Genomic DNA, 21,865 nt, shown 5'->3' with positions numbered 1-21,865 from the left:
GCTCAAGCATCCCGCCTCGCCTCACATCCAGCCGAAGCGGCGCAGGTAGAAGCGCTTCATCGCCGTGGTCAGCAGCGCATAGCCCAGCACGATCGCCACCAGCCAGGGGAAGTAGGCCAGCGGCAGCGGCACCAGCTTGAAGTTGGCCGCCAGCGGGCCCATCGGCAGGTAGATGCCGATGGCGATGATCAGCCCGGTCATCAGCGTCAGCGGCCAGGCCGCGCGGCTCTGGATGAACGGCAGCTTGGGCGTGCGGATCATGTGCACGATCAGCGTCTGCGTGACCAGCCCCACCACGAACCAGCCCGACTGGAACAGCGACTGCTGCGCCGGCGTGCTGGCGTGGAAGACGAACCACATCAGCGCGAAGGTGGCGAGGTCGAACAGCGAGCTGAGCGGCCCGAAGAACAGCATGAAGCGGCCGATGTCGCCCGGATTCCAGGTCAGCGGCCGGTTCACCAGTTCCTCGTCGACCTTGTCGAAGGGGATGGCGATCTGGGAGATGTCGTAGAGCAGGTTCTGCACCAGCAGCTGCAGCGGCAGCATCGGCAGGAAGGGCAGGAAGGCGCTCGCCACCAGCACCGAGAACACGTTGCCGAAGTTGGAGCTGGCCGTCATGCGGATGTACTTCAGCATATTGCAGAAGGTGCGCCGCCCTTCGATCACGCCGGCTTCCAGCACCATCAGGCTCTTCTCCAGCAGGATGATGTCGGCCGCCTCCTTGGCGATGTCCACCGCGCTGTCCACCGAGATGCCGATGTCGGCGGCGCGCAGCGCGGCGGCGTCGTTGATGCCGTCGCCCATGAAGCCGACCACGTGGCCGTTGGCGCGCAGCGCCTGCACGATGCGTTCCTTGTGCAGCGGCGACAGGCGCGCGAACACATTGTGCGCCTCGACCGCCTGCGCCAGCGCCGCCGCGTCCATCGTCTCCACGTCGGGCCCGAGCAGCACGCCGTCCAACTCCAGGCCGACCTCGCGGCAGACCTTGGCGGTGACCAGCTCGTTGTCGCCGGTCAGCACCTTGACGTCCACGCCGTGCGCGGCCAGCGCGCGCAGGGCCGGCGCGGTGGACTCCTTGGGCGGATCGAGGAAGGCGATGTAGCCGACCAGCGTCAGGTCGCGCTCGTCGACCACGCTGTAGGTGGTCATCGAGGCCGGCGTTTCCTTCATCGCCACCGCCACCACGCGCAGGCCTTCCTGGTTCAGGTCGTGGGTGACCTGGCGCACCCGGGCCAGCAGCGCGCCGTCCAGCGGCCGCACCATGCCGTCGATCTGCACCCAGGTGCAGGCGGCCAGCACCTCTTCGACGGCACCCTTGCAGATCAGCTCGTTGTGGTCGCCGCGTTCGGACACCACCACCGACATGCGGCGCCGCTCGAAGTCGAAGGGGATCTCGTCGACCTTGCGGTAGTCGAGCACCAGCTTCAGTTCCTTCTGCAGCTCGGCGTGCTCCAGCACCGCACGGTCCAGCAGGTTCTTCAGGCCGGTCTGGAAATAGCTGTTCAGGTAGGCGTGCTTGAGCACCTCCTGCGAGACCTGGCCGAGCACGTCGGTATGCCGCTCCAGCACGATCTTGTCGCGTGTCAGGGTGCCGGTCTTGTCGGTGCACAGCACGTCCATCGCGCCGAAGTTCTGGATCGCGTCGAGGCGCTTGACGATGACCTGGCGGCGCGACATCAGCACCGCGCCCTTGGCCAGCGTCGAGGTCACGATCATCGGCAGCATCTCCGGCGTCAGGCCCACCGCCACCGACAGCGCGAACAGGAAGGCCTCCATCCAGTCGCCCTTGGTGAAACCGTTGACCAGCAGCACGATGGGCACCATCACCAGGGCGAAGCGGATCAGCAGCCAGCTCACCTGGTTGACGCCGGCCTGGAAGGCGGTGCCGGAGCGGTCGGCCGAGGTCGCGCGTGACGCCAGGGTGCCGAAGTAGGTGCGGTTACCCGTCTCCAGTACCACCGCGGAGGCAGCGCCAGAGACCACATTGGTGCCCATGAAGACGATATTGCCCAGTTCGAGCGCGTTGGCGGTGGGTGCGCGCAGCTCGGCGAATTTCTCCACCGGCAGTGACTCGCCGGTCATCGCGGCCTGGCTGACGAACAGGTCCTTGGCGGCGAGGATGCGGCAGTCGGCCGGGATCATGTCGCCCGCCGACAGCACCACGATCTCGCCCGGCACCAGCTCGCGCAGCGGCACTTCGATCTGTGCCGGCGGGCGCGAGTGCACCTGCATATTGAAGTGCCTGGCGTCCTCCGCCGCGCGCAGGCGCACCAGGTCGCGCCGCACCACCGTGGCGGTGGTGCTGACCATGGCCTTGAGGGCGTCGGCGGCGCGGTTCGAGCGCCGCTCCTGCACGAAGCGGATCACCGTCGACAGCAGCACCATGGTGCCGATCACGGTGGTGGCCTGGACGTCGTCGGTCAGCCAGGAGATGACCGCCAGCACCGTCAGCAGCAGGTTGAAGGGATTACTGTAGGCGTGCCAGAAGTGAAGCCAGGCCGGCAGGGGCTTCTCGTGCTCGACCTCGTTGGGGCCCAGGCGGTCCAGCCGCTCCTCCACGTCCAGGCTGGTCAACCCGTCCTCGTGTGCACGCAGGTGTACCAGCACCGCCGGGATATCGTCGCGGGCGGCGCGGTGCAGCTCGCGCGAGAGCGCCTCGGGAACCACCCGCGCGCTCTTCTGGTCGTGCAGCGATTCGAACAGCGCGAGGCGGCGGAAGTGGTGGGTGGCGCGGCGCGTGCGCAGGAAGGCCGCGTACAGGGTTCTCAGCATGCCGAGCTTCATCGCGGCACCTCCTCGCAGGCTTGCGCGCCGGGCGGCAACGCCGCGGCGCCACGGTGACGGCAGCGGCGGCAGCGCCGGTCCGACAGGGCCAGCACGGCCGCGGCACGCCAGGCGCGCAGATAGGGCAAGGCGGCCAGCCCGAAAGGAATCAGATGGAATGACATGAAGCCTCCCTCATGCCTTGCCGGCATTCCGGCAGCAGGCAGGCGAGACGACTCCGCCGCGCGGCGCGCGGATGACGGACGAGCGCCGTCCATCGCGCGATCAGCCGATCAGCGGAAGTCGAAGCAATGGATGTGGGAGGGAGGCGTGCGGAGAACCCGCGCGCATGCCACTACCCGCCGTATCGGCCAGGCAGTGGCGAGGAATCGCCTTGACTGACTAGCCGCTCAGGAATCGGCCGGCGGCCGACTAGAACAACTGTCCATGGGAATCACCCGAAGTGAAGACGGAGCGAAGCATACCAAAGAGGCAAATCGGCGCGCAATGCCAATTTCTCGGCATTTGACATGGAAATTTCCACCCCACCGGCGGCGCGTTCATCGCGTCAGGTCCGCCTGCGTGGCACTGCCGGCGCACGCGCGCGGCGCCGCTCCCCGGCTGGCGCCGTCTCCACCGCCGTTTCCACCGCTGGCTTAGTCGCCGGCTTCGCCGCCTCGCGCCCGGCCAGCTTGGCGCTGCGCTTCGCCTGCGCGCTCGCAGCCGTCGCCCCGGCCTGCGCCGAACGCATCTGCGCGCTCTCGCTGGTGGTGACACCGATGGTGCGCGCCAGTTGGCGGCTGACGCTGATATAGGCGTGCCCGAGGCGCGCATCGAAGTAAAGCGAATCGCCCCGCGCCAGCCGCACGAACTCGCCATTGGTGAAATGCACCTCGACCTCGCCGCTGAGCACGTAGATGAACTCTTCGCCCGGGTGGCTGGCGTAGGCTTCGGGGCCGGTGATGCGGCGCGCATGCACCGTCGCCACGGTGGGGCTCATCTGCTTGCCCGCCGCCTCGGTGCCGAGGAACTCATAGGTGATCGACTGGCCTGTGTAGACCACGCCCTGGTTGGCGCGCGTGACGATCGGCCCCTGGAACGGCGCCGCGGTCTCGCCAGCGCCGGCGAACATTTCCCCCATGTCCATCTGCAGCGCCTTGCCCAGGGCCGCAAAGTTCTCGTAGCCCAGCGCAAGCTGGCCACGCTCAGCGCGCGAGATGGTGGTGATGGAGACGCCGGACAGCTCCGACAGGTGGGCCAGGGTCCAGCCGAAGTCCTTGCGTGCGCGGCGCAGGCGCTCGCCGAAAGTCTCCCGGTCAAGGGTGCGCGATGCATTGGCGCCGCGCGGCGGCACGTCTTTCTCTTTCAAGCCAGGTCCTCTATCGATGGCACGGCGCCGTCCCGGCGGACGGCGTGAGGGCAGATTATCCCAGAATTTGCGGATCCGCCAATTTGTGCATCCGCAAATTTGCATAAACGCGAATTTGCGTAAACGCTAATTTGCGTATTCGCAAATTCTTGAATACACTCGCTGCACCCCTGAAGATCGCGCCCCGGCCCGGGATGCGCCGCCGACCCGATTTCATGCAAACGCCCACCTCCGCTTCCCCGCTCCGCTCCGATTTCCTGGTGATCGGCGCCGGCATTGCCGGCGCTTCCATCGCTTACTGGCTGGCGCCGCACGGCAGCGTCACCGTGCTGGAACGGGAAAGCCAGCCCGGCTACCACTCCACCGGCCGCTCGGCCGCCCTCTTCATGGAAAGCTACGGCACGCCGCAGGTGCGCGCCCTGACCATGGCCAGCCGCGCCTTCCTGGAGCAGCCGCCGGCCGGCTTCGCCGAGCACCCGCTGCTGAGCCCGCGCGGCGCCATGATGGTAGCCGCGCCCGGCCAGGAAGCCCTGCTCGACGAACACTGGGCGGTGCTGCACCCGATGGCGCCCGAAGCGCGGCGGCTGAGCGCCGCCGAAGCCTGCGCGCGCGTGCCCGTGCTGCGCCCCGAGCAGGTCATCGGCGCGGTCTACGAACCCGGCGCGGCCGACATGGACGTGCACGCCATCCACCAGGGCTATCTGCGCGGCATGCGCCAGGCCGGCGGCAAGCTGGTGTGCGATGCCGAGGTGCGCGCCATCGCGCGCGACGGCGCAGAGTGGCAGGTCGCTACCGGCACCCAGTCCTTCCGCGCCCCGGTGCTGGTCAACGCCGCCGGCGCCTGGGCCGACGTGGTGGCGCGCCTGGCCGGCGTGGCGCCGCTGGGTCTGCAGCCCTGCCGCCGCTCGGCCTTCGTGTTCCAGCCGCCGGCCGGCCTGGACTGCCATGGCTGGCCGATGGTGCACAGTGCGGACGAATCCTGGTATCTCAAGCCCGACGCCGGCATGCTGCTCGGTTCGCCCGCCAACGCCGACCCGGTCGAGCCCCAGGACGTGCAGCCCGAAGAACTGGACATCGCCCTGGCCATCCACCGCATCGAGGAAGCCACCACCTTGTCGATCCGTCACCCGGCGCGCACCTGGGCGGGACTGCGCTCCTTCGTCGCCGACGGCGACCTGGTGGGCGGCTTCGACGACGCCGTGCCCGGCTTCTTCTGGGTGGCGGCGCAGGGCGGCTACGGCATCCAGACCTCGGCCGCCATGGGCGAGACCTGTGCCGCGCTGGCGCGCGGCCTGCCGGTGCCGGCGCACGCGGCCGCCTTCGGCCTGACCGCCGCCATGCTGGGACCCGGCCGCCTGCGCCCCCGCGCCGCCTAGCGCCGCGGCGCGCGGATGGCAAGACGGACAACCAAGACAACAACGACATCCAGGAGACAACCATGCGCGTGTTCAGCGCTTCCCTCGCCACCGAGACCAACACCTTCGCGCCCATGCCCACCGGGCTGGCGTCCTTCCGCGACCGCGGCTACTTCCCGGCGGGCAAGCATCCCGACCAGATGACTTTCTTCTCCGGCCCGCTGTGGGCCGCGCGCCTGCGCGGCAAGGAACGCGGCTGGACCCTGCTGGAAGGCATGGTGGCCGGGGCCCAGCCCAGCGGCACCACCACGCGCCAGGCTTACGAGTCCCTGCGCGAGGAACTGCTGGCCGACCTGCGCGCGGCGCTGCCGGTCGACATGGTGCTGCTCGGGCTGCACGGCGCCATGGTCGCCGATGGCTACGATGACTGCGAGGGAGACCTGCTGCGCCGGGTTCGCGAGATCGTCGGGCCCGAGGTGGTGGTCGGCGCCGAACTGGACCCGCACAGCCACCTGACGCCGGCCATGACCGCGCACGCGGACCTGCTGATCGCCTTCAAGGAATATCCGCACACCGACGTGCTGGAGCGTGCGCTGGAACTGGTCGACCTGTGCGCGGCCAGGGCCGCGGGACGCATCCGCCCGGTGGCCGCGGTGGTCGACTGCGAGATGATCGTCACCATGCACACTTCGCGCGAGCCGGCGCGCGGCTTCGTCGACCGCATCCAGGCGCTGGAAGGCCGCGATGGCGTGCTGTCGATCTCCATCGCGCACGGCTTCGCCTGGGGCGACGTGCCCGAGATGGGCACCAAGGTGCTGGTCTACACCGACGGCGACCCCGCCGCCGCCCAGGCGCTCGCGCGCCGGCTGGCCGACGAGCTGATCGGCCTGCGCGAGGCGCTCGACGTACCCTACCCCGACATCGATGCCGCGCTCGACCAGGCGCTGGCCTGCGACGGCGGCCCCGTGGTGCTGGCCGACGGCGCCGACAACCCCGGCGGCGGCGCGGCCGGCGACTCCACCTTCATCCTGCGCCGCCTGCTCGAACGCGGCATCGGCAACGCCGCCATCGGCCCGCTGTGGGACCCGGTGGCGGTGCGCATCGCCTTCGAAGCCGGCGTGGGGGCACGGCTGCCGCTGCGCATCGGCGGCAAGATCGGCCCGCTGTCCGGCCAGCCCCTCGACCTCGACTGCACGGTCAAGGCGCTCCATCCCGACATGGTGATGACGGGCCTGGCCAACGCGCCGATGCCGCTCGGCGACTGCGCGCTGGTGGAAGCCGGCGGCATCGACATCGTGCTGATCACGCTGCGCAACCAGGCCATGGGCACCGACCTGTTCACGCAGCTGGGCTGCGACCTGTCGGCGCGCAAGCTCATCGTCGTCAAGTCCTCGCAGCACTTCTATGCCGCCTTCTCGAAGGTGGCACGCCATGTCATCTATGTGGGCGCGCCGGGCGCGGTCACGCTGGACCTGCGCACCCTGCCGTACCGGCATATCCGGCGGCCGAAGTGGCCGCTCGACGCCGCCTGAGCGCCGCCTCAGCGCCACCTGACGCCACCTGAGCCCGGCCAGGGCTGCCTCGCAGATAACAGGACACCAGGCCTCCGCCTCCTGGCACATCCAGGAACACCAGAGAAGCCGGCCAACACAACGGAGACACACCATGTTCCACCGCCCGCTCACCGCGCCCGCCGCGATCGTCCTCAGCGCGCTGCTCTGCACCGGCGCGGCCCTGCCGCCGCAGGCCCACGCCCAGGCTGCCGCCAAGACCCTGAAGGTCGTGCCGCACGCCGACCTGAAGATCCTCGATCCGACCTTCACCACGGCCTACATCACGCGCAATTTCGGCTACATGGTCTACGACACGCTGTTCGCCCAGGACGCGAACGGCAAGCCGCAGCCGCAGATGGTCGACACCTTCAACAGCAGCAAGGACGGCAGGCAGTGGACCTTCACGCTTCGCCCCAACCTGAAGTTCTCCGACGGCCAGCCGGTCACGGCGGCCGACGCCGTGGCCTCGCTGCAGCGCTGGGGCGCGCGCGACAGCCTCGGCCGCGCCATGGGCGAGGCCGGGGCCACCTGGAAGGCGGTCGACGCGCGCACCTTCACGCTGACCCTGCAGCAGCCCTTCGGCATGGTGCTCGACGCGCTGGCCAAGCCCTCGGGCTTCCCGCCGGTGATCCTGCCGGAACGCCTGGCCAAGCTGCCGGCCACCGCGCCGCTGACCGAGGTGGTCGGCTCCGGCCCCTACCTGTTCAAGCGCGATGAGTGGGTGCCCGGCAACAAGGCGGTGTTCGTGCGCAACCCGAACTACGTGGGCCGCCGCGAGGCACCGAGCGGGCTGGCCGGCAACAAGGCCGGCCACTTCGACCGCGTCGAATGGCTCTACCTGCCCGACGCGAACAGCGCCATCGCCGCGCTCAAGCGGGGCGAGGTCGACCTGATCGAGCAACTGCCGCCCGACTACATCACCCCCCTGCGTGCCGATCCCGCCATCAAGATCGGCGCCGGCGGCACCTACCAGGGCATGCTGGTGATGAACCAGCTCCATCCGCCCTTCAACAACCCCAAGGTGCGCCAGGCGGTGCTGCAGGCGGTCAGCCAGGAACGCTTCACCGCGGCCATGGGCTTCCCGCTGGACATGCGCATGAACTACTGCGCCACCTTCTTCATCTGCGGCAGCCCGAACGACACCTCGGCCGGCGCCGATCCCTTCCGCAAGGCCGACGTGGCCAAGGCCAAGCAGATGCTGGCGGGTGCCGGCTACAAGGGCGAGAAGGTGGTGCTGCTGGTGCCCACCGACGTCACCGCCCTCAATGCCGAGGCGCTGATGGCGGCGCAGACCCTGCGCAGCATCGGCGTCAACGTCGACATGCAGAACATGGACTGGGCCTCGATCGGCGCGCGCCGCGCCAAGCGCGACGCGCCCGAGGCCGGCGGCTGGAACATGTACGTCACCGTGGCCGGCGAGTTCGACGCCAACTCGCCCATCACCAATGCCTACCTGAGCGCGGCCTGCGGCAGCAGCCTGCCCGGCTGGCCCTGCGACAAGCCGCTCGACGAACTGCGCAGCGCCTGGGTGCGCGAGACGGCGCCGGCCAAGCGCCGCGAGCTGCTCGACGCCTTCCAGAAGCGCGCCTACGAGGCCGTGCCCTATGTGAACGCCGGCCAGTATTCGGCGGCCTTCGCCGCCCGCGCCAACCTCAAGGGCCTGGACAAGCTGTGGGGCGGCGTGCCCACGGTCTGGGCCCTCGACCGCTGAGCCGGGGCCGCCATGGGCTTCCTGCTCCGCCGCCTGCTGGCCACGCTGCCGGTGATGGCCGTGGTGGCCGTCGTGGTCTTCCTGCTGATCCACCTGTCGCCGGGCGATCCGGCGGCGCTGATCGCCGGGGACCTCGCCACTGCCGACGACATCGCCCGCCTGCGCGGCGCGCTCGGCCTCGACCAGCCGCTCTGGCGGCAGTTCCTGCTGTGGGCCGGGCGCCTGGCCGGCGGCGACCTCGGCACTTCGATCTTCACCCAGGTGCCGGTCACCACCCTGCTGGCCCAGCGGCTCGAGCCGACCGTGTCGATCGCCGCGCTGACCATGCTGCTGACGCTGCTGGTGGCGGTGCCGCTCGGCACGCTGGCGGCCTACCGCGCCGGCAGCTGGGTCGACCGCCTGGTGATGCTGTTCGCCGTGCTGGCCTTCTCGCTGCCGGTGTTCCTGGTCGGCTACCTGCTGGTCTATGCCTTCGCCATCCGCCTGCCCTGGTTCCCGGTGCAAGGCTACGTGCCGCTGGCCGAAGGCGCCGGCGCCTGGCTGCGCAGCCTGGTGCTGCCCTGCATCAACCTGGCGCTGGTCTACATCGCGCTGGTGACGCGCATGACGCGCGCCACCGTGCTCGAGGTGCTGCACGAGGACTACATCCGCACCGCGCGCGCCAAGGGCCTGGGCGTGCTGCCGGTGCTGGGCCACGCGCTGCGCAACGCCGCGGTGCCGATCGCCACCACGGTGGGCATCGGCATCGCGCTGCTGATCGGCGGCGTGGTGGTCACCGAGACCGTGTTCGCCATTCCGGGCATCGGCCGCCTGGTGGTGGACTCCGTGCAGCGCCACGACTACCCGGTGATCCAGAGCGTGCTGCTGTTGTCCGCCGGCGTCTACGTGCTGATCAACCTCCTGATCGACCTCAGCTACCGGCTGTTCGATCCGCGCATCCGCTACTGAGCCGGAGCCCGACCATGACCCCATCCCTGCCCGCCGCGCCGGTGGACGGCGCGACGGACGCCGCCCTGAACGGCGCCCCGAACGGCGCCCCGAACGGCGCCCATCACGGCGCCGACCTGCCCGATGACACCCCGTTCCAGCTGCCCCGCTGGTACTGGGTGCGCAAGCACCCGACCCTGCTGATCGGCGCGCTGCTGCTGCTTGCCGTGGCCGCGCTCGCGCTGGCCGCGCCCTGGCTCGCGCCCTTCGACCCGCAGGACATCGATCCCCTGGCGCGCATGCAGCCCCCATCCGCCGTGCACTGGTTCGGCACCGACGCGCTCGGCCGCGATGTCTTCAGCCGCGCCGTCTGGGGCGGCCGCGTCTCGCTGACGGTGGCCCTCGCGGTGGGCCTGCTGGCCACCGTGCTCGGCGTGGCGCTCGGCCTCACCGCCGGCTTCGTGCGCTGGACCGATGCCTTCCTGATGCGCGTGATGGACGGCCTGATGGCCATCCCCGGCGTGCTGCTGGCGATCGCCCTGATGGCGCTGACCCAGGCCAGCCTGGGCGCCGTCATCGTCGCCATCACGGTGCCCGAGGTGCCGCGCGTGGTGCGGCTGGTGCGTTCGCTGGCGCTGACGCTGCGCGAGCAGCTCTACGTCGAGGCCGCGCACGCGCTCGGCACGCGCCTGCCGGTGATCCTGCTGCGCCATGTGCTGCCCAATATGGTGGCGCCCCTGGTGGTGCAGGCCACCTTCATCGCCGCCGCCGCGGTGCTGACCGAGGCGGCCCTGTCCTTCCTCGGCGTGGGCGTGCCGCCGCAGACGCCGAGCTGGGGCAATATGATGGCCGAAGGCCGCAACTTCGTCGCCGTGGCCTTCCACATCCTGCTCTATCCCGGCCTGCTGCTCGCCACCACCGTGCTGGCCATCAACCTGCTCGGCGACGGCCTGCGCGACGCCCTCGATCCGCGCCTGGCGCGCCAACTCTGAACCCTGATCCCGGGAGCCGAACATGATGCCAGACCGGACCACGCCGCCCGCCGGCACGCCGCTGCTGGAAGTCCAGGACCTGCAGGTCCGTTTCGATACCCTCAGCGGGCCGGCGCGCTCCGTCAACGGCGTGTCCTACACCGTGCGCGCCGGCGAGACGCTCGGCGTGGTGGGCGAGTCGGGCTGCGGCAAGAGCGTGACCGCGCTCGCCATCATGCGCCTGCTGGCCACGCCGCCCGCCCGCGTGCGCGGCAGCATCCGCCTGCGCGGCACCGAGCTGCTGGCGCTGAGCGAGCGCGAGATGCGCCGCATCCGCGGCAACCGCATCTCGATGATCTTCCAGGAGCCGATGACCTCGCTCAACCCGGTGCTGACCATCGGCCGCCAGATCGGCGAGACGGTGCGCCTGCACCAGGGCGCCAGCCGCGCCGAGGCGCGCCGGCGCGCCATCGAGATGCTGCGCCTGGTGCAGATTCCCGAGCCGGAGCGCCGTGTCGACGAGTATCCGCACCAGCTTTCGGGCGGCATGCGCCAGCGCGTGATGATCGCGCTGGCACTGGCCTGCCATCCCGAAGTGCTGATCGCCGACGAACCCACCACCGCGCTGGACGTCACCATCCAGGCGCAGATCCTCGAGCTGGTGCGCCGGCTGCAGCAGGAACTCGGCATGGGCGTGGTGATGATCACGCATGACCTCGGCGTGGTGGCGGAGAGCTGCCAGCGCGTGGTGGTGATGTACGCCGGGCGCAAGGTGGAGGAAGCCGACGTGACCGAGCTGTTCGACCGGCCGCTGCACCCCTACACGCGTGCGCTGATGGCCTCGATGCCCTCGCTCAATGCGGGCGGCGGGCGCCTGGCCGAGATCCCCGGCCTGGTGCCCTCGCCGCTGCAGCCGCAGCGTGGCTGCGCCTTCGCGCCGCGCTGCGCGCTGGCCGAGGCACGCTGCCACCAACAGGCGCCGGCGCTGGCCGAATCCGGCGCCGGCCACCTGGTGGCCTGCTTCGCCGTGGCCGCCGCCCACCCCGCATCCCCGCTGGAGATCGCCGCATGAACGCCCCCGCCCAGGCCGCCGTCCCCTTGCTGCAGGTCGAAGGCCTGCGCAAGCACTACGCCGCGCCGCGCCGCTGGCCGGCCCCGCCGCCCGCGCCGGTACAGGCCGTCGATGGCGTCTCCTTCACGGTGGCGCGCGGCGAGACGCTGTCGCTGGTCGGCGAATCGGGCTGCGGCAAGACCACCACCGCCAAGTCCGTGCTGCGCCTGGTGGAACCCAGCGCCGGCTCGGTGCGCCTGGACGGCGAAGAACTGCTGGAGCTGTCGGCCAGCGCCATGCGCCAGCGCCGGCGCGACGTGCAGATCATCTTCCAGGACCCCTACGCCTCCTTGAGCCCGCGCCTGACCGCCGGCGAGATCGTCGCCGAGCCGCTGCGCAATTTCGGCATGCGCTCGCGCGCCGAGCGCGAGGCGCGCGTGCAGTGGCTGTTCGGCAAGGTCGGGCTGCGCCCGGAAGCGGCCGCGCGCTATCCGCACGAGTTCTCCGGCGGCCAGCGCCAGCGCCTGGGCATCGCGCGCGCGCTGGCGCTGCAGCCCAGGCTGATCGTCTGCGACGAACCGGTCTCCGCGCTCGACGTGTCGGTGCAGGCCCAGGTGGTCAATCTGCTGATGGACCTGCAGCAGGAATTCGGCATCGCCTACCTGTTCGTCGCCCATGACCTGGCCGTGGTACGCCATATCAGCCACCGCGTGGCGGTGATGTACCTGGGCCGCATCGTCGAGCTGGCCGACCGCGACACGCTGTTCGACGCGCCGCGCCACCCCTACACCGAGATCCTGCTGTCGGCCGCGCCGGTACCCGACCCGCGCGCGCCGGTGCGCCGCATGGTGCTGCAGGGCGACCCGCCCAGCCCGGCGCGGCCGCCCTCCGGCTGCCGCTTCCATACGCGCTGCCCGCTGGCGCAGGAGGTCTGCCGCACCCAGGCGCCGGCGCTGACCCCGCGCCCGGGCGCCGGGGCCGCCGAGCACCTGGTGGCCTGCCATTTCCGCTGAAGGTGGCACCCCGCTGCTGCCTCCCTTTCCGATCCCCTTGCCCTGCCCAGGAGAACCCCACGATGGCTGAACCGGTTACCACCCACCACGACCTGCTGATCCGCGGCGGCACCGTGATCGACGGCAGCAGGGCACCGCGCTTCGAAGCCGACGTGGCCGTGCGCGACGGCCGCATCGCCGCCATCGGCGACCTGTCCGGCCACAGCGCCGCGCGCACGCTCGACGCGCACGGCCGCATCGTCGCGCCCGGCTTCATCGATTCCCATACCCACGACGACCAGGCCGTGCTGTCGCAGCCGGCCATGCCGTTCAAGGTCTCGCAGGGTGTCACCACGGTGGTGGCCGGCAACTGCGGCATCAGCGCCGCGCCGCTGCGCGCCGACATGGACCTGCCGATGCCGCTGGGCCTGATCGACGCCCCGCCCGACGGCCGCTTCGGCACCTTCGCCGCCTACCTCGACGCGCTGCGCGCGGCGCCCAGCTCGGTCAACGTGGCCGCCATGGTCGGCCATTCCACGCTGCGTGCGGTCACCATGGCCTCGCTCGAGCGCCCGGCCGACGCCGGCGAGATCGCCGCCATGCAGGCCCTGGTGGAAGAGGCCATGCAGGCCGGCGCCATCGGCCTCTCGACCGGCACTTTCTACCCGCCGGCGGCCAAGGCCACCACCGAAGAGATCATCGAGGTATGCCGGCCGCTGAGCGCGCGCAAGGCGCTCTATGTCACCCATATGCGCAACGAATCCGACCATGTGATGGAGGCGCTGCAGGAGACCTTCCGCATCGGCCGCGCGCTCGACGTGCCGGTGGTGGTGTCGCACCACAAGGTGCAGAACACCCCCAACTTCGGCCGCAGCCGCGTCACGCTGCCCTTCATCCAGGAGACCATGCGGCAACAGTGTGTGTCGCTCGACTGCTATCCCTACACCGCCGGCTCCACCATGATCCGCACCGAGGCGCACATGCTGGAAGGCCGCGTGCGCATCGCCTCCAGCCAGCCGCACCCCGAGTGCGCCGGCCGCGACCTCGACGAGATCGCGCGCGAATGGGGCGTGTCCAAGCAGGAGGCCGCGCAGCGCCTGCAGCCCGGCACCGCGATCTACTTCCTGATGGACGAGGGCGATGTGCAGCGCATCCTCGCCTTCGAGGACACCATGATCGGCTCCGACGGCATTCCCGTGGGCGAGAATCCGCACCCGCGCCTGTGGGGCACCTTCCCGCGCGTGCTCGGCCACTACTGCCGCGACATCGGCCTGTTCCCGCTGGAAACCGCGGTGTGGAAGATGACCGGACTCACCGCGCGCAACTTCGGCCTGCACGGGCGCGGCACGCTGGCGGCGGGCAATCATGCCGACCTCGTCATCTTCGACGCCGGCACGATACGCGACGCGGCGGACTACGACACGCCCACGCGGCCGGCCGAAGGCATCGATACCGTGATCGTCAACGGCGCCGTCACCTGGCACGCGGGCCGGCATACGGGCGTGCGCAACGGCCAGGTCATCACGCGGCGCGATCCCGTGGCGGCTTAGCCAGGCGGCGAGCCGACCAGCCGGCCGAGCCGCCGAGCTGCCGAGCTGCTGAAACCCTAAGGCGCGGGCGCGCCGCCCGGCCGTGCGCCGGCCGCGGCGCGCCAGGCCTCCAGCTGCGCGCGCACCGCCGCCAGGTGCTCGCCTGCGGCATCGACCGCGTCCTCGAGCTGCTGCGGCGTGCAGTGCAGCTCCGCGCACCAGTAACGCGCCTCCAGGGCATCCATCAGGTTGACCCGGCCCGGGTCCAGGGGCCGGAAGCCCTGCGGAATGTCGCTCATGCCTGCCTCCCTATGTCGGCGGGCGCCACCTGTCCCGCCGGCGCGTGCTTGCGGCCGGCATCCGTGCGACGCCTTCAGGCACTGTAGACCAAATCCGCCTGCATGCAGCCCGGGCGCACCAGGCCCGGACCATGCTCGGGGCCGCCTTCCTGCAAGGCGGGCCGCGACCGGGCGCCGCCGCGCGCTCAGGCGCGCGGCGGGGGAAACACATACCAGCATCCGTCGCCGTGCCGGAAGAAGAACAAGGCGAGGCGGCTGTCGCCATGCGCGGCCTCCACCCGCACGCAGCCGTGCGGATTCACCGGGGAGCGCGCCACACGCGTGATGCGCACCGGCAGGCCGGCCGCCGGCCCCATCCATTTGCCGATCAGCCGGCGCAGCGATATCGCATCGGTCCGCATGGCCTCCTCTTCCTCAGCCTGCGTGGGTGACGTACGGCACGCAGCCGGCGGCGCAACGCGCCGATGCCCGCCCGGGTCGGGGCCTGGCCGTGGCGAGCCGTCCCCGGCGAGGGCCTGGGATTGCGCGGCCCGCTTTGAGCGCGGCGCCCCAGTGGCTATGCTGATCGATGGGCGCGCGCTCCCCGGTGCCACCTCGACCCGGGCCTTGCGGCGGCCGTGGCGGCACGCCCGGCATGGCAGGTGCCGGCCGATCGCAGTGATTCCGTGGACCCGCATCGTGAACATCGTGCGTTGCGCATCGCCATTCCCTTGGCAGTCTTCCGCCTGCACGGACGTCGGGCGGGTGCGGCTGCGCAACGAGGACGCCTGCCTCGACCTGCCCGGGCGCGGCCTGTGGGCCGTGGCCGACGGCATGGGCGGCCACGCGCTCGGCGACTACGCCAGCCAGGCGGTGGTGGCCGCGCTGGCCGCGCTGCCCGCGCCCGCCACGCTGCAGGACGCGCTGCGCGATGCGCGCGCGGCGCTGCGGCAGGTCAACCAGGCGCTGCTCGACGAGGCCGCGCGCCGCCGCGTGCCGTGCATCGGCAGTACCGTGGTGGTGCTGCTCGCCTGCGGCCCGCGCCGTGCCTGCCGCTGTGCCTGCCTGTGGGCGGGCGACAGCCGGCTCTACGCCCTGCGCGACGGCCACCTCTCGCGCATCACGCACGACCACAACCGCGCGGAAGAGCTGCGCGCGCGCAGGCTGATCACCGCCGGGCAGGCCCTGCACCACCCGGCGCAGAACCTGGTCACGCGTGCACTCGGCGCCGCCGCCACGCTCGAGACGGAAGAACGGGAGATCGAAGCCGAAGCCGGCACCGTGTTCCTGCTGTGCAGCGACGGTCTCAGCAACGAGCTCTGCGACGAAGACATCGCGTCGATCCTGGCGGCCTGCGGCGACGACTGTGCGCAGGCCGCCAGGGCCCTGGTGCAGGCCGCGCTCGAGCGCGGCGGCAGCGACAATGTCTCGGCGGTCGTGGTACGTGCCGGCGAGGCCGGCCTGCCAGCCGGGCCCTTGCCGGATTCCGCGTGACGCGAGGGTTCCGCGGTCCCCGCTCATCACTTGCCCCGCTGCGACTCCACGAAGGCCTGCACCGCCCACAGCACCTCCTGCGGCAGCAGCCCTTCCCACGGCGGCATGTGCACCACGCCGACCCGCACCTTGCCGTGCAGCACCGAGTCGCGGAAGAAGACATCGTTGTCGACCATGCAGTCGTGGCGCAGCTTGGCGTCGCCGATGGCGCGGCAGAAACCGTCGAGCCGGCGCAGGTCGGGCGCGCTGCCGCCGCCGGCGGCATCGGCGCCGTGGCAGCGCGCACACGACTGGTTGAATACCGTGCGCCCGACCGCTTCGGCCTCGGCGTTGCCGCGATAGGGGTTTTCTGTGCGCCACTCGGTACCGAGCGGCGGCAGCCGCGAGGCGTCGACCACCGGCGCATGCGCGACCTCGGCCGCCGCGCAGCCGATGGTCAGCACGAACAGGGCCAGCGCGGCCAGCGCCAGCCAGAGCGTCATCGCGAGCATGCCCATGGTCTTCCCCCTGGGTTCCCGGTGCGGATGTTGAAGGATCGATGTCATGGTGCCTACCAGTCCGTCGGGCAGCCGCGGCAGCCCTCGAAGGCGCTGTCGGGAAAGATCGTGTAGCGGATCAGGCTCCCTTCCAGCGTGGCATTGCGCAGGTTAACGGTCACGAATTTGGTTTCCTGCAGGTTGGCGTCGGCCAGCTTGGCGCCGGCGAACCAGGCGAATTGCGCACGCGCCGCTTCCAGGCTGGCGGCGGTGAGGTCGGCGCCACTGAAATCGGCGCGCATGATGCGGCCGAATTCCAGGTCGGCGCCGACCAGCCTGGCGTTGCGGAAGGTCGCCGCAGGGGCGTTGACCTTGTTCAGGCGCGCGCCGGTCAGGTCGGCGCCGTCGAGATTGGCGCCGGCCAGGTTGGTGCCGCGCAGGTCGGCCCGCGCCAGCCGGGCGCCGCGCAGGTCGGCGCCGGCCAGGTTCTGGCCGGACAGGTCGGCATGGCGCAGGTCGGCGCCGGCGCAGCGGGCATGGGGCCAGATACCGCAGCCGTTGATGACCAGCGGCGTGATGGTCTTCGGCTGGGCCTGGGCGGCAGGCGCGGCCAGCGCCACGGCTGCGCCCAGCATGAACGCCGCATGGCGGGGGAAACGCGCAGGGCGGGCGGGAAGTCGCATGGGAAGCTCCTGAAGCGGGCGGAAAGCGGATCCGAGCGGATCCGAGCAGCGCCACCGCATGACACGCGCGGCGCCGGCGGGCGGCCGAGGCGGCGGGACGCTCGCCCCGCCGCCTCGGCCCCTCCTGCTTACAGCCGTGTCGCCTTGGGCAGCTTGAACACCCACATCGAGCCGCCCTGCGTGACCTGCTTGGTCAGCTCGGCCATATCGCCGCCCCACAACGGCACCGCGCCGCCGTAGCCCGACTGCACGCCGATGTACTGGTCGCCGTCCATTTCCCAGGTGATCGGCACCGAGACCACGCCGGAGCCGGTCTGGAAGCTCCACAGCTCCTTGCCGGTCTTGGCATCGAAGGCCTTCATGAAGCCGTCCGAGGTGCCGGTGAAGACCAGGCCGCCGGCAGTGGTCAGCGTGCCGGCCCACAGCGGGAACTTCTCCTTGTGCTCCCAGGCGATCTTGCCGGTCTTGGGATCGATGGCGCGCAGGATACCCACGTGGTCGTCGAACAGGCGCTTGATGCGGAAGCCCTGGCCGAGGTAGGCCGAACCCGGCTTGTAGGTCAGGTGCTCGGTCCAGTAGTCCATCGCCCAGTGGTTGGCGGGGATGTAGAACAGGCCGGTGTCGGGGCTGTAGGACATCGGGTGCCAGTTGGTGCCGCCGAGGAAGGGCGGCGAGACGAACACGCTCTCGCCCTTGTCCTCGCCGTCCTTGGGCAGCGGCGGGCGGTTGTTCTTCTCGATCGGCTTGCCGGTCTTGAGGTCGAAGCCCGAGGCCCAGGTGATGCCGTCGACGAAGGGCCAGGCCCCGATCAGCGAGGTCGGCTTGTTGGGATAGCCGGCGCCGGTGGCGAGCTTCTCGCGGTCGGTGACGAAGAAGAAGCCGTTGCGGTCGGCGTGCGCCGAGGCCTTGATCTGCTTGCCGGTCTTGGCGTCCTTGTACTCGAACAGGATCACCGAGTTATTGCCCGAGAAGTCCCAGGCATCGTTGGGCGTGTGCTGGTAGAAACCCTTCAGTTCGCCGGTGCTGGCATCGACGTAGGCCTGGCCGGAGGTGAACAGGCTGTCCCAGTTGCGCGGGTCGTCGCCCTTGGCGGTGCGCTTCCAGGTGTTCCACGGCGCCGGATTGCCCGCGCCGATGACGATGGTGTTGGTATCCACGTCGAAGGAGGCGCTCTGCCACGGCGCGCCGCCACCGTGGTTCCAGGCCTCGACCTTGCCGGTGGGCGATTCGGGGTCGGCCGGCCAGGACGGCGCCTTGGGATCGCCGGTGGGCGTGCTGTCCTTGCCGTCGAGGCGGCCCATATGGCCTTCCACCAGCGGGCGCGCCCACACCTCCTTGCCGGTATCGGGATCGCGCGCGAACAGCCAGCCGACCACGCCGAACTCGTCGCCCGAGGAACCGTGCACCAGCAATACGCGGCCGGTGCGCTTGTCCTTGACGATGGTGGGCGCGCCGGTCATGGTGTAGCCGACCTTGTGGTCGCCGAACTTCTCCTTCCAAACCACCTTGCCGGTCTTGCGGTCGAGCGCCACCACGGCGGCGTCGAGCGTGCCGAAGTAGACCTTGTCGCCGTAGATGGCGGCGCCGCGGTTGACCACGTCGCAGCAGGGGCGGATATCGTTGGGCAGGCGGTGCTCGTAGGCCCACAACTGCTTGCCGGTACGCGCGTCGATGGCATAGAAGCGCGAGTACGAAGCGGTGATGTAGATCACGCCGTCGCGCACCAGCGCCTGGCCCTCCTGCCCACGCTGCTTCTCGCCGCCGAAGGAGAACGACCAGGCCGGCACCAGCTGGCTCACGGTCTTGGCGTTGACCTGCTTGAGCGGGCTGTAGCGCTGCGCCTTCACGCCCAGGCCATAGGTCAGCACGTCGCCGGGGGTCTTGTCGTCGTTGAGGATGTCTTCCCAGGTCACGTCGCCGGCGGCGGCTTCGGCGGCGCCGACCATGGCGCCGAAGGACAGCGCGGCGGCCGTCAGCACGACCAGGCTCTTGAGCGCGGGCAGCGCGGATTGTTGTGGCTTCATCGTTGCAATGTCTCCCTTCATTATTGGTTGGTTCGAACCGTTGGCTGCGCCGCGGCTGGTGTCCTGATCACCCGCTCACCAACTGGCGGCACCGGCGCGACGCGTAGGCCGCGCCACCTACCTGCAATCGCTGTGCCAGTGCCGTGCCGACCGCCCGGCACGGTTGCCACCCCCGCCGCAAGCGCACCGCCGCGCGCCATTGTTCAAATCCGCAACAGCGCGCACGGCGCAACGGTCCGCCATGCAACAGGCCCCGGCGGCACGGTACAACGTGCCTTGCCGCGGCACCGTGCCAGGCGCCGCAGCGACACGCCGGAGGGCACGCCAGGCGCCTCGCGCCGGCCCGCAGGCACGCCGTTTCTCCGCACAAACCCTGAGATGCGCAGCAGCATCGCCACACTGGCACGGCACTTGCCCTGCTGTATCGCGGAGCCGGCGGCACGCACCCGCCTGCCGGCGATCCGAACCTTCAGGCCCCTCAGGTCATTCGGGCCGAATCCGGCCAATCCAGGAGACAAAGATGAACCACGCCGAAATGAAGTTCCTCGACATCGAATTCCCGTACAAGGACCGCTACGACAACTACATCGGCGGCAAGTGGGTGCCCCCGCGCTCGGGCCAGTACTTCGACAACATCTCGCCGGTGACCGGCGAAGTCTTCTGCCAGATCGCGCGCTCCAACGCCGACGACGTGGAACTGGCGCTGGACGCCGCGCACGCCGCCAAGACCGCCTGGGGCCGTACCTCGCCGGCCGAGCGCGCCAATGTCCTCAACCGCATCGCCGACCGCATGGAGGCCAACCTCAAGCGCCTGGCCGTGGCCGAGACCATTGACAACGGCAAGCCGCTGCGCGAGACCATGGCGGCCGACCTGCCGCTCGCGGTCGACCACTTCCGCTACTTCGCCGGCACCGTGCGCGCCCAGGAAGGCGGCATCTCCGAGATCGACCACGACACCATCGCCTATCACTTCCATGAGCCGCTGGGCGTGGTCGGCCAGATCATCCCGTGGAACTTCCCGCTGCTGATGGCCACCTGGAAGCTGGCCCCGGCGCTGGCCGCCGGCAACTGCGTGGTGCTCAAGCCGGCCGAGCAGACCCCGGCCTCGATCCTGGTGCTGATGGAGATCATCGGCGACCTGCTGCCGCCGGGCGTGCTCAACGTGGTGAGCGGCTTCGGCCTCGAGGCCGGCAAGCCGCTGGCGTCGAACAAGCGCATCGCCAAGATCGCCTTCACCGGTGAGACCACCACCGGGCGGCTGATCATGCAGTACGCCTCGCAGAACCTGATCCCGGTCACGCTGGAGCTGGGCGGCAAGAGCCCCAACATCTTCTTCGCCGACGTGCTCGACAAGGACGACGCCTTCTTCGACAAGGCGCTGGAAGGCTTCGCCATGTTCGCGCTGAACCAGGGCGAGGTCTGCACCTGCCCGTCGCGCGCCCTGATCCAGGAATCGGTCTACGACCGCTTCATGGAGCGCGCCATCAAGCGCGTCGAGGCCATCAAGCAGGGCCACCCGCTCGACCCCTCCACCATGATCGGCGCGCAGGCCTCGCAGGAGCAGCTCGAGAAGATCCTCTCCTACATCGACCTGGGCAAGCAGGAAGGCGCGCAGCTGCTGGCGGGCGGCGCGCGCAACCAGCTCGGCGGCGCGCTCGACAAGGGCTACTACGTCAAGCCGACCGTGTTCCGCGGCCACAACAAGATGCGCATCTTCCAGGAGGAGATCTTCGGGCCGGTGGTATCGGTGACCACCTTCAAGACCGAAGAGGAAGCGCTGGAAATCGCCAACGACACCCTGTACGGGCTGGGCGCCGGCGTATGGACGCGCGACGTCAACCGCGCCTACCGCTTCGGCCGCGAGATCCAGGCCGGCCGCGTGTGGACCAACTGCTACCACGCCTACCCGGCCCACGCGGCCTTCGGCGGCTACAAGCAGTCGGGCATCGGGCGCGAGAACCACAAGATGATGCTCGACCACTACCAGCAGACCAAGAACCTGCTGGTCAGCTACAGCCCGAACGCGCTCGGCTTCTTCTGAGCGGAACCGGCACCGGCAAGGGCGGCGCGCGCCCGCCCGTCGCGCGCGCCGCCCGCAGGCTCCGCAACCCGGGTGCCGCCTCCTCCGGCACCCGCTTTCGCCAGGCCGCCGCGCCCCCGCGGCGGCGGCCGGCTTTTTCTCTCGCGCCCATGACCGACACCACCCTGCCCGCCCGCGTCACCGCCACCGATGCCGCGCTGGCGCTGATCGCCCGCCTCGTGCGCGACCACGGTCCCGTGCTCTTCCACCAGTCCGGCGGCTGCTGCGACGGCAGCGCGCCGATGTGCTTTCCGCGCGGCGAGTTCCTCGTCGGCGGCAGCGACGTCAAGCTCGGCGAGATCGGCGGCGCGCCGTTCTACATGAGCGAGTCGCAGTTCGAGTACTGGCAGCACACCCAGCTCATCATCGACGTGGTGCCCGGCAATGGCGGCATGTTCTCGATGGAGCGCGCCACCGGGCTGCGCTTCCTGACCCGCTCGCGGCTGTTCAGCGACGCGGAAGCCGATCGGCTGGCCGCCCATCCGCCGCAGCGCGCCACCGTGGACTTCCCATGAGCACGCCGCAAACCTTCCAGGTCCGCCACGGCTGCGATGCCATCCACTCCCGGCTGCCGGGGCGGCCCCGCCCCTGGACGTCCGCGCCGGCCCT

At 70.5% G+C, this 21,865-nt stretch carries 19 protein-coding genes; 11 read left to right on the top strand and 8 right to left on the bottom strand.

Annotated elements, in window-relative coordinates; all coding sequences use genetic code 11:
• Positions 1–21 precede the first annotated feature (21 nt).
• The 3 genes from mgtA to BKK81_RS28355 all read right to left on the bottom strand — a co-directional run bounded on the left by mgtA (position 22) and on the right by BKK81_RS28355 (position 4,132).
• On the bottom strand, positions 22–2,784 hold the full coding sequence (gene mgtA / locus BKK81_RS28360; protein WP_071019812.1) for a magnesium-translocating P-type ATPase: 2,763 nt from the start codon (positions 2,782–2,784) through the stop codon (positions 22–24).
• On the bottom strand, positions 2,781–2,948 hold the full coding sequence (locus BKK81_RS35715) for a hypothetical protein (RefSeq protein ID WP_156811472.1): 168 nt from the start codon (positions 2,946–2,948) through the stop codon (positions 2,781–2,783). Before BKK81_RS35715 ends, mgtA begins: the two co-directional genes overlap by 4 nt.
• Before the next feature lie 383 nt (positions 2,949–3,331).
• A complete protein-coding gene (locus BKK81_RS28355; protein WP_231908117.1) occupies positions 3,332–4,132 on the bottom strand; it encodes a helix-turn-helix domain-containing protein in 801 nt (266 codons plus the stop codon).
• A gap of 215 nt (positions 4,133–4,347) precedes the next feature.
• Between BKK81_RS28355 and BKK81_RS28350 the strand changes: the two genes are divergently transcribed.
• From BKK81_RS28350 to BKK81_RS28315, 8 genes are all read left to right on the top strand, one after another.
• Positions 4,348–5,508, top strand: a complete 1,161-nt coding sequence (locus BKK81_RS28350) for an NAD(P)/FAD-dependent oxidoreductase (RefSeq protein ID WP_071022505.1) — start codon at positions 4,348–4,350, stop codon at positions 5,506–5,508.
• 62 nt (positions 5,509–5,570) lie between these two features.
• On the top strand, positions 5,571–7,019 hold the full coding sequence (locus BKK81_RS28345; RefSeq protein WP_071019810.1) for a M81 family metallopeptidase: 1,449 nt from the start codon (positions 5,571–5,573) through the stop codon (positions 7,017–7,019).
• A gap of 133 nt (positions 7,020–7,152) precedes the next feature.
• Positions 7,153–8,751, top strand: a complete 1,599-nt coding sequence (locus BKK81_RS28340; protein WP_071019808.1) for an ABC transporter substrate-binding protein — start codon at positions 7,153–7,155, stop codon at positions 8,749–8,751.
• Positions 8,752–8,763: 12 nt separating this feature from the next.
• A complete protein-coding gene (locus tag BKK81_RS28335; RefSeq protein ID WP_071019805.1) occupies positions 8,764–9,699 on the top strand; it encodes an ABC transporter permease in 936 nt (311 codons plus the stop codon).
• A 14-nt stretch (positions 9,700–9,713) separates the two neighbouring features.
• Entirely contained in the window at positions 9,714–10,670 is a 957-nt protein-coding gene (locus tag BKK81_RS28330) for an ABC transporter permease (protein WP_231908116.1), read from the top strand.
• A gap of 22 nt (positions 10,671–10,692) precedes the next feature.
• Positions 10,693–11,721 carry an ABC transporter ATP-binding protein gene (locus BKK81_RS28325; RefSeq protein ID WP_071019803.1) on the top strand — a complete coding sequence of 343 codons (1,029 nt, stop codon included), beginning with the start codon at positions 10,693–10,695 and terminating at the stop codon, positions 11,719–11,721.
• On the top strand, positions 11,718–12,713 hold the full coding sequence (locus tag BKK81_RS28320; RefSeq protein ID WP_071019800.1) for an ABC transporter ATP-binding protein: 996 nt from the start codon (positions 11,718–11,720) through the stop codon (positions 12,711–12,713). The genes BKK81_RS28325 and BKK81_RS28320 overlap by 4 nt, the downstream gene beginning before the upstream one ends.
• 62 nt (positions 12,714–12,775) lie before the next feature.
• Positions 12,776–14,242 carry an N-acyl-D-amino-acid deacylase family protein gene (locus BKK81_RS28315; RefSeq protein WP_071019797.1) on the top strand — a complete coding sequence of 489 codons (1,467 nt, stop codon included), beginning with the start codon at positions 12,776–12,778 and terminating at the stop codon, positions 14,240–14,242.
• Between the two features lie 56 nt (positions 14,243–14,298).
• On the opposite strand, the gene BKK81_RS28310 is transcribed toward BKK81_RS28315, so the two are convergent.
• Both BKK81_RS28310 and BKK81_RS28305 read right to left on the bottom strand, forming a co-directional pair.
• Entirely contained in the window at positions 14,299–14,520 is a 222-nt protein-coding gene (locus BKK81_RS28310) for a DUF3606 domain-containing protein (protein WP_071019794.1), read from the bottom strand.
• Positions 14,521–14,705: 185 nt separating this feature from the next.
• Positions 14,706–14,921 carry a hypothetical protein gene (locus tag BKK81_RS28305; protein ID WP_071019791.1) on the bottom strand — a complete coding sequence of 72 codons (216 nt, stop codon included), beginning with the start codon at positions 14,919–14,921 and terminating at the stop codon, positions 14,706–14,708.
• A 286-nt stretch (positions 14,922–15,207) separates the two neighbouring features.
• Here BKK81_RS28305 and BKK81_RS28300 point away from each other — a divergent pair, with 286 nt between their 5' ends.
• Positions 15,208–15,993: a PP2C family protein-serine/threonine phosphatase gene (locus tag BKK81_RS28300; RefSeq protein ID WP_071022500.1), complete on the top strand. Its 786-nt coding sequence runs from the start codon at positions 15,208–15,210 to the stop codon at positions 15,991–15,993.
• A gap of 26 nt (positions 15,994–16,019) precedes the next feature.
• Here BKK81_RS28300 and pedF read toward each other — a convergent pair whose 3' ends face one another.
• The 3 genes from pedF to BKK81_RS28285 all read right to left on the bottom strand — a co-directional run bounded on the left by pedF (position 16,020) and on the right by BKK81_RS28285 (position 19,098).
• Complete coding sequence (pedF, locus tag BKK81_RS28295) at positions 16,020–16,490, bottom strand: cytochrome c-550 PedF (protein ID WP_197523993.1); 471 nt, start codon at positions 16,488–16,490, stop codon at positions 16,020–16,022.
• 53 nt (positions 16,491–16,543) lie between these two features.
• Positions 16,544–17,152 (bottom strand): pentapeptide repeat-containing protein, encoded by a 609-nt coding sequence (locus tag BKK81_RS28290; protein ID WP_071019788.1) that lies wholly within the window; start codon positions 17,150–17,152, stop codon positions 16,544–16,546.
• Positions 17,153–17,280: 128 nt separating this feature from the next.
• Positions 17,281–19,098, bottom strand: coding sequence for a methanol/ethanol family PQQ-dependent dehydrogenase (locus BKK81_RS28285; protein WP_231908249.1), 1,818 nt, complete (start codon positions 19,096–19,098; stop codon positions 17,281–17,283).
• 598 nt (positions 19,099–19,696) lie between these two features.
• Between BKK81_RS28285 and adh the strand changes: the two genes are divergently transcribed.
• Both adh and BKK81_RS28275 read left to right on the top strand, forming a co-directional pair.
• Positions 19,697–21,217: an aldehyde dehydrogenase gene (gene adh / locus BKK81_RS28280; protein WP_071019783.1), complete on the top strand. Its 1,521-nt coding sequence runs from the start codon at positions 19,697–19,699 to the stop codon at positions 21,215–21,217.
• Positions 21,218–21,366: 149 nt separating this feature from the next.
• Positions 21,367–21,771, top strand: coding sequence for a DUF779 domain-containing protein (locus BKK81_RS28275; protein ID WP_071019780.1), 405 nt, complete (start codon positions 21,367–21,369; stop codon positions 21,769–21,771).
• The last annotated feature ends 94 nt before the right edge of the window (positions 21,772–21,865 follow it).

The organism is Cupriavidus sp. USMAHM13 (assembly GCF_001854285.1).
GTDB lineage: Bacteria > Pseudomonadota > Gammaproteobacteria > Burkholderiales > Burkholderiaceae > Cupriavidus > Cupriavidus malaysiensis.
This window is presented reverse-complemented; position numbering and strand designations above follow the sequence as displayed.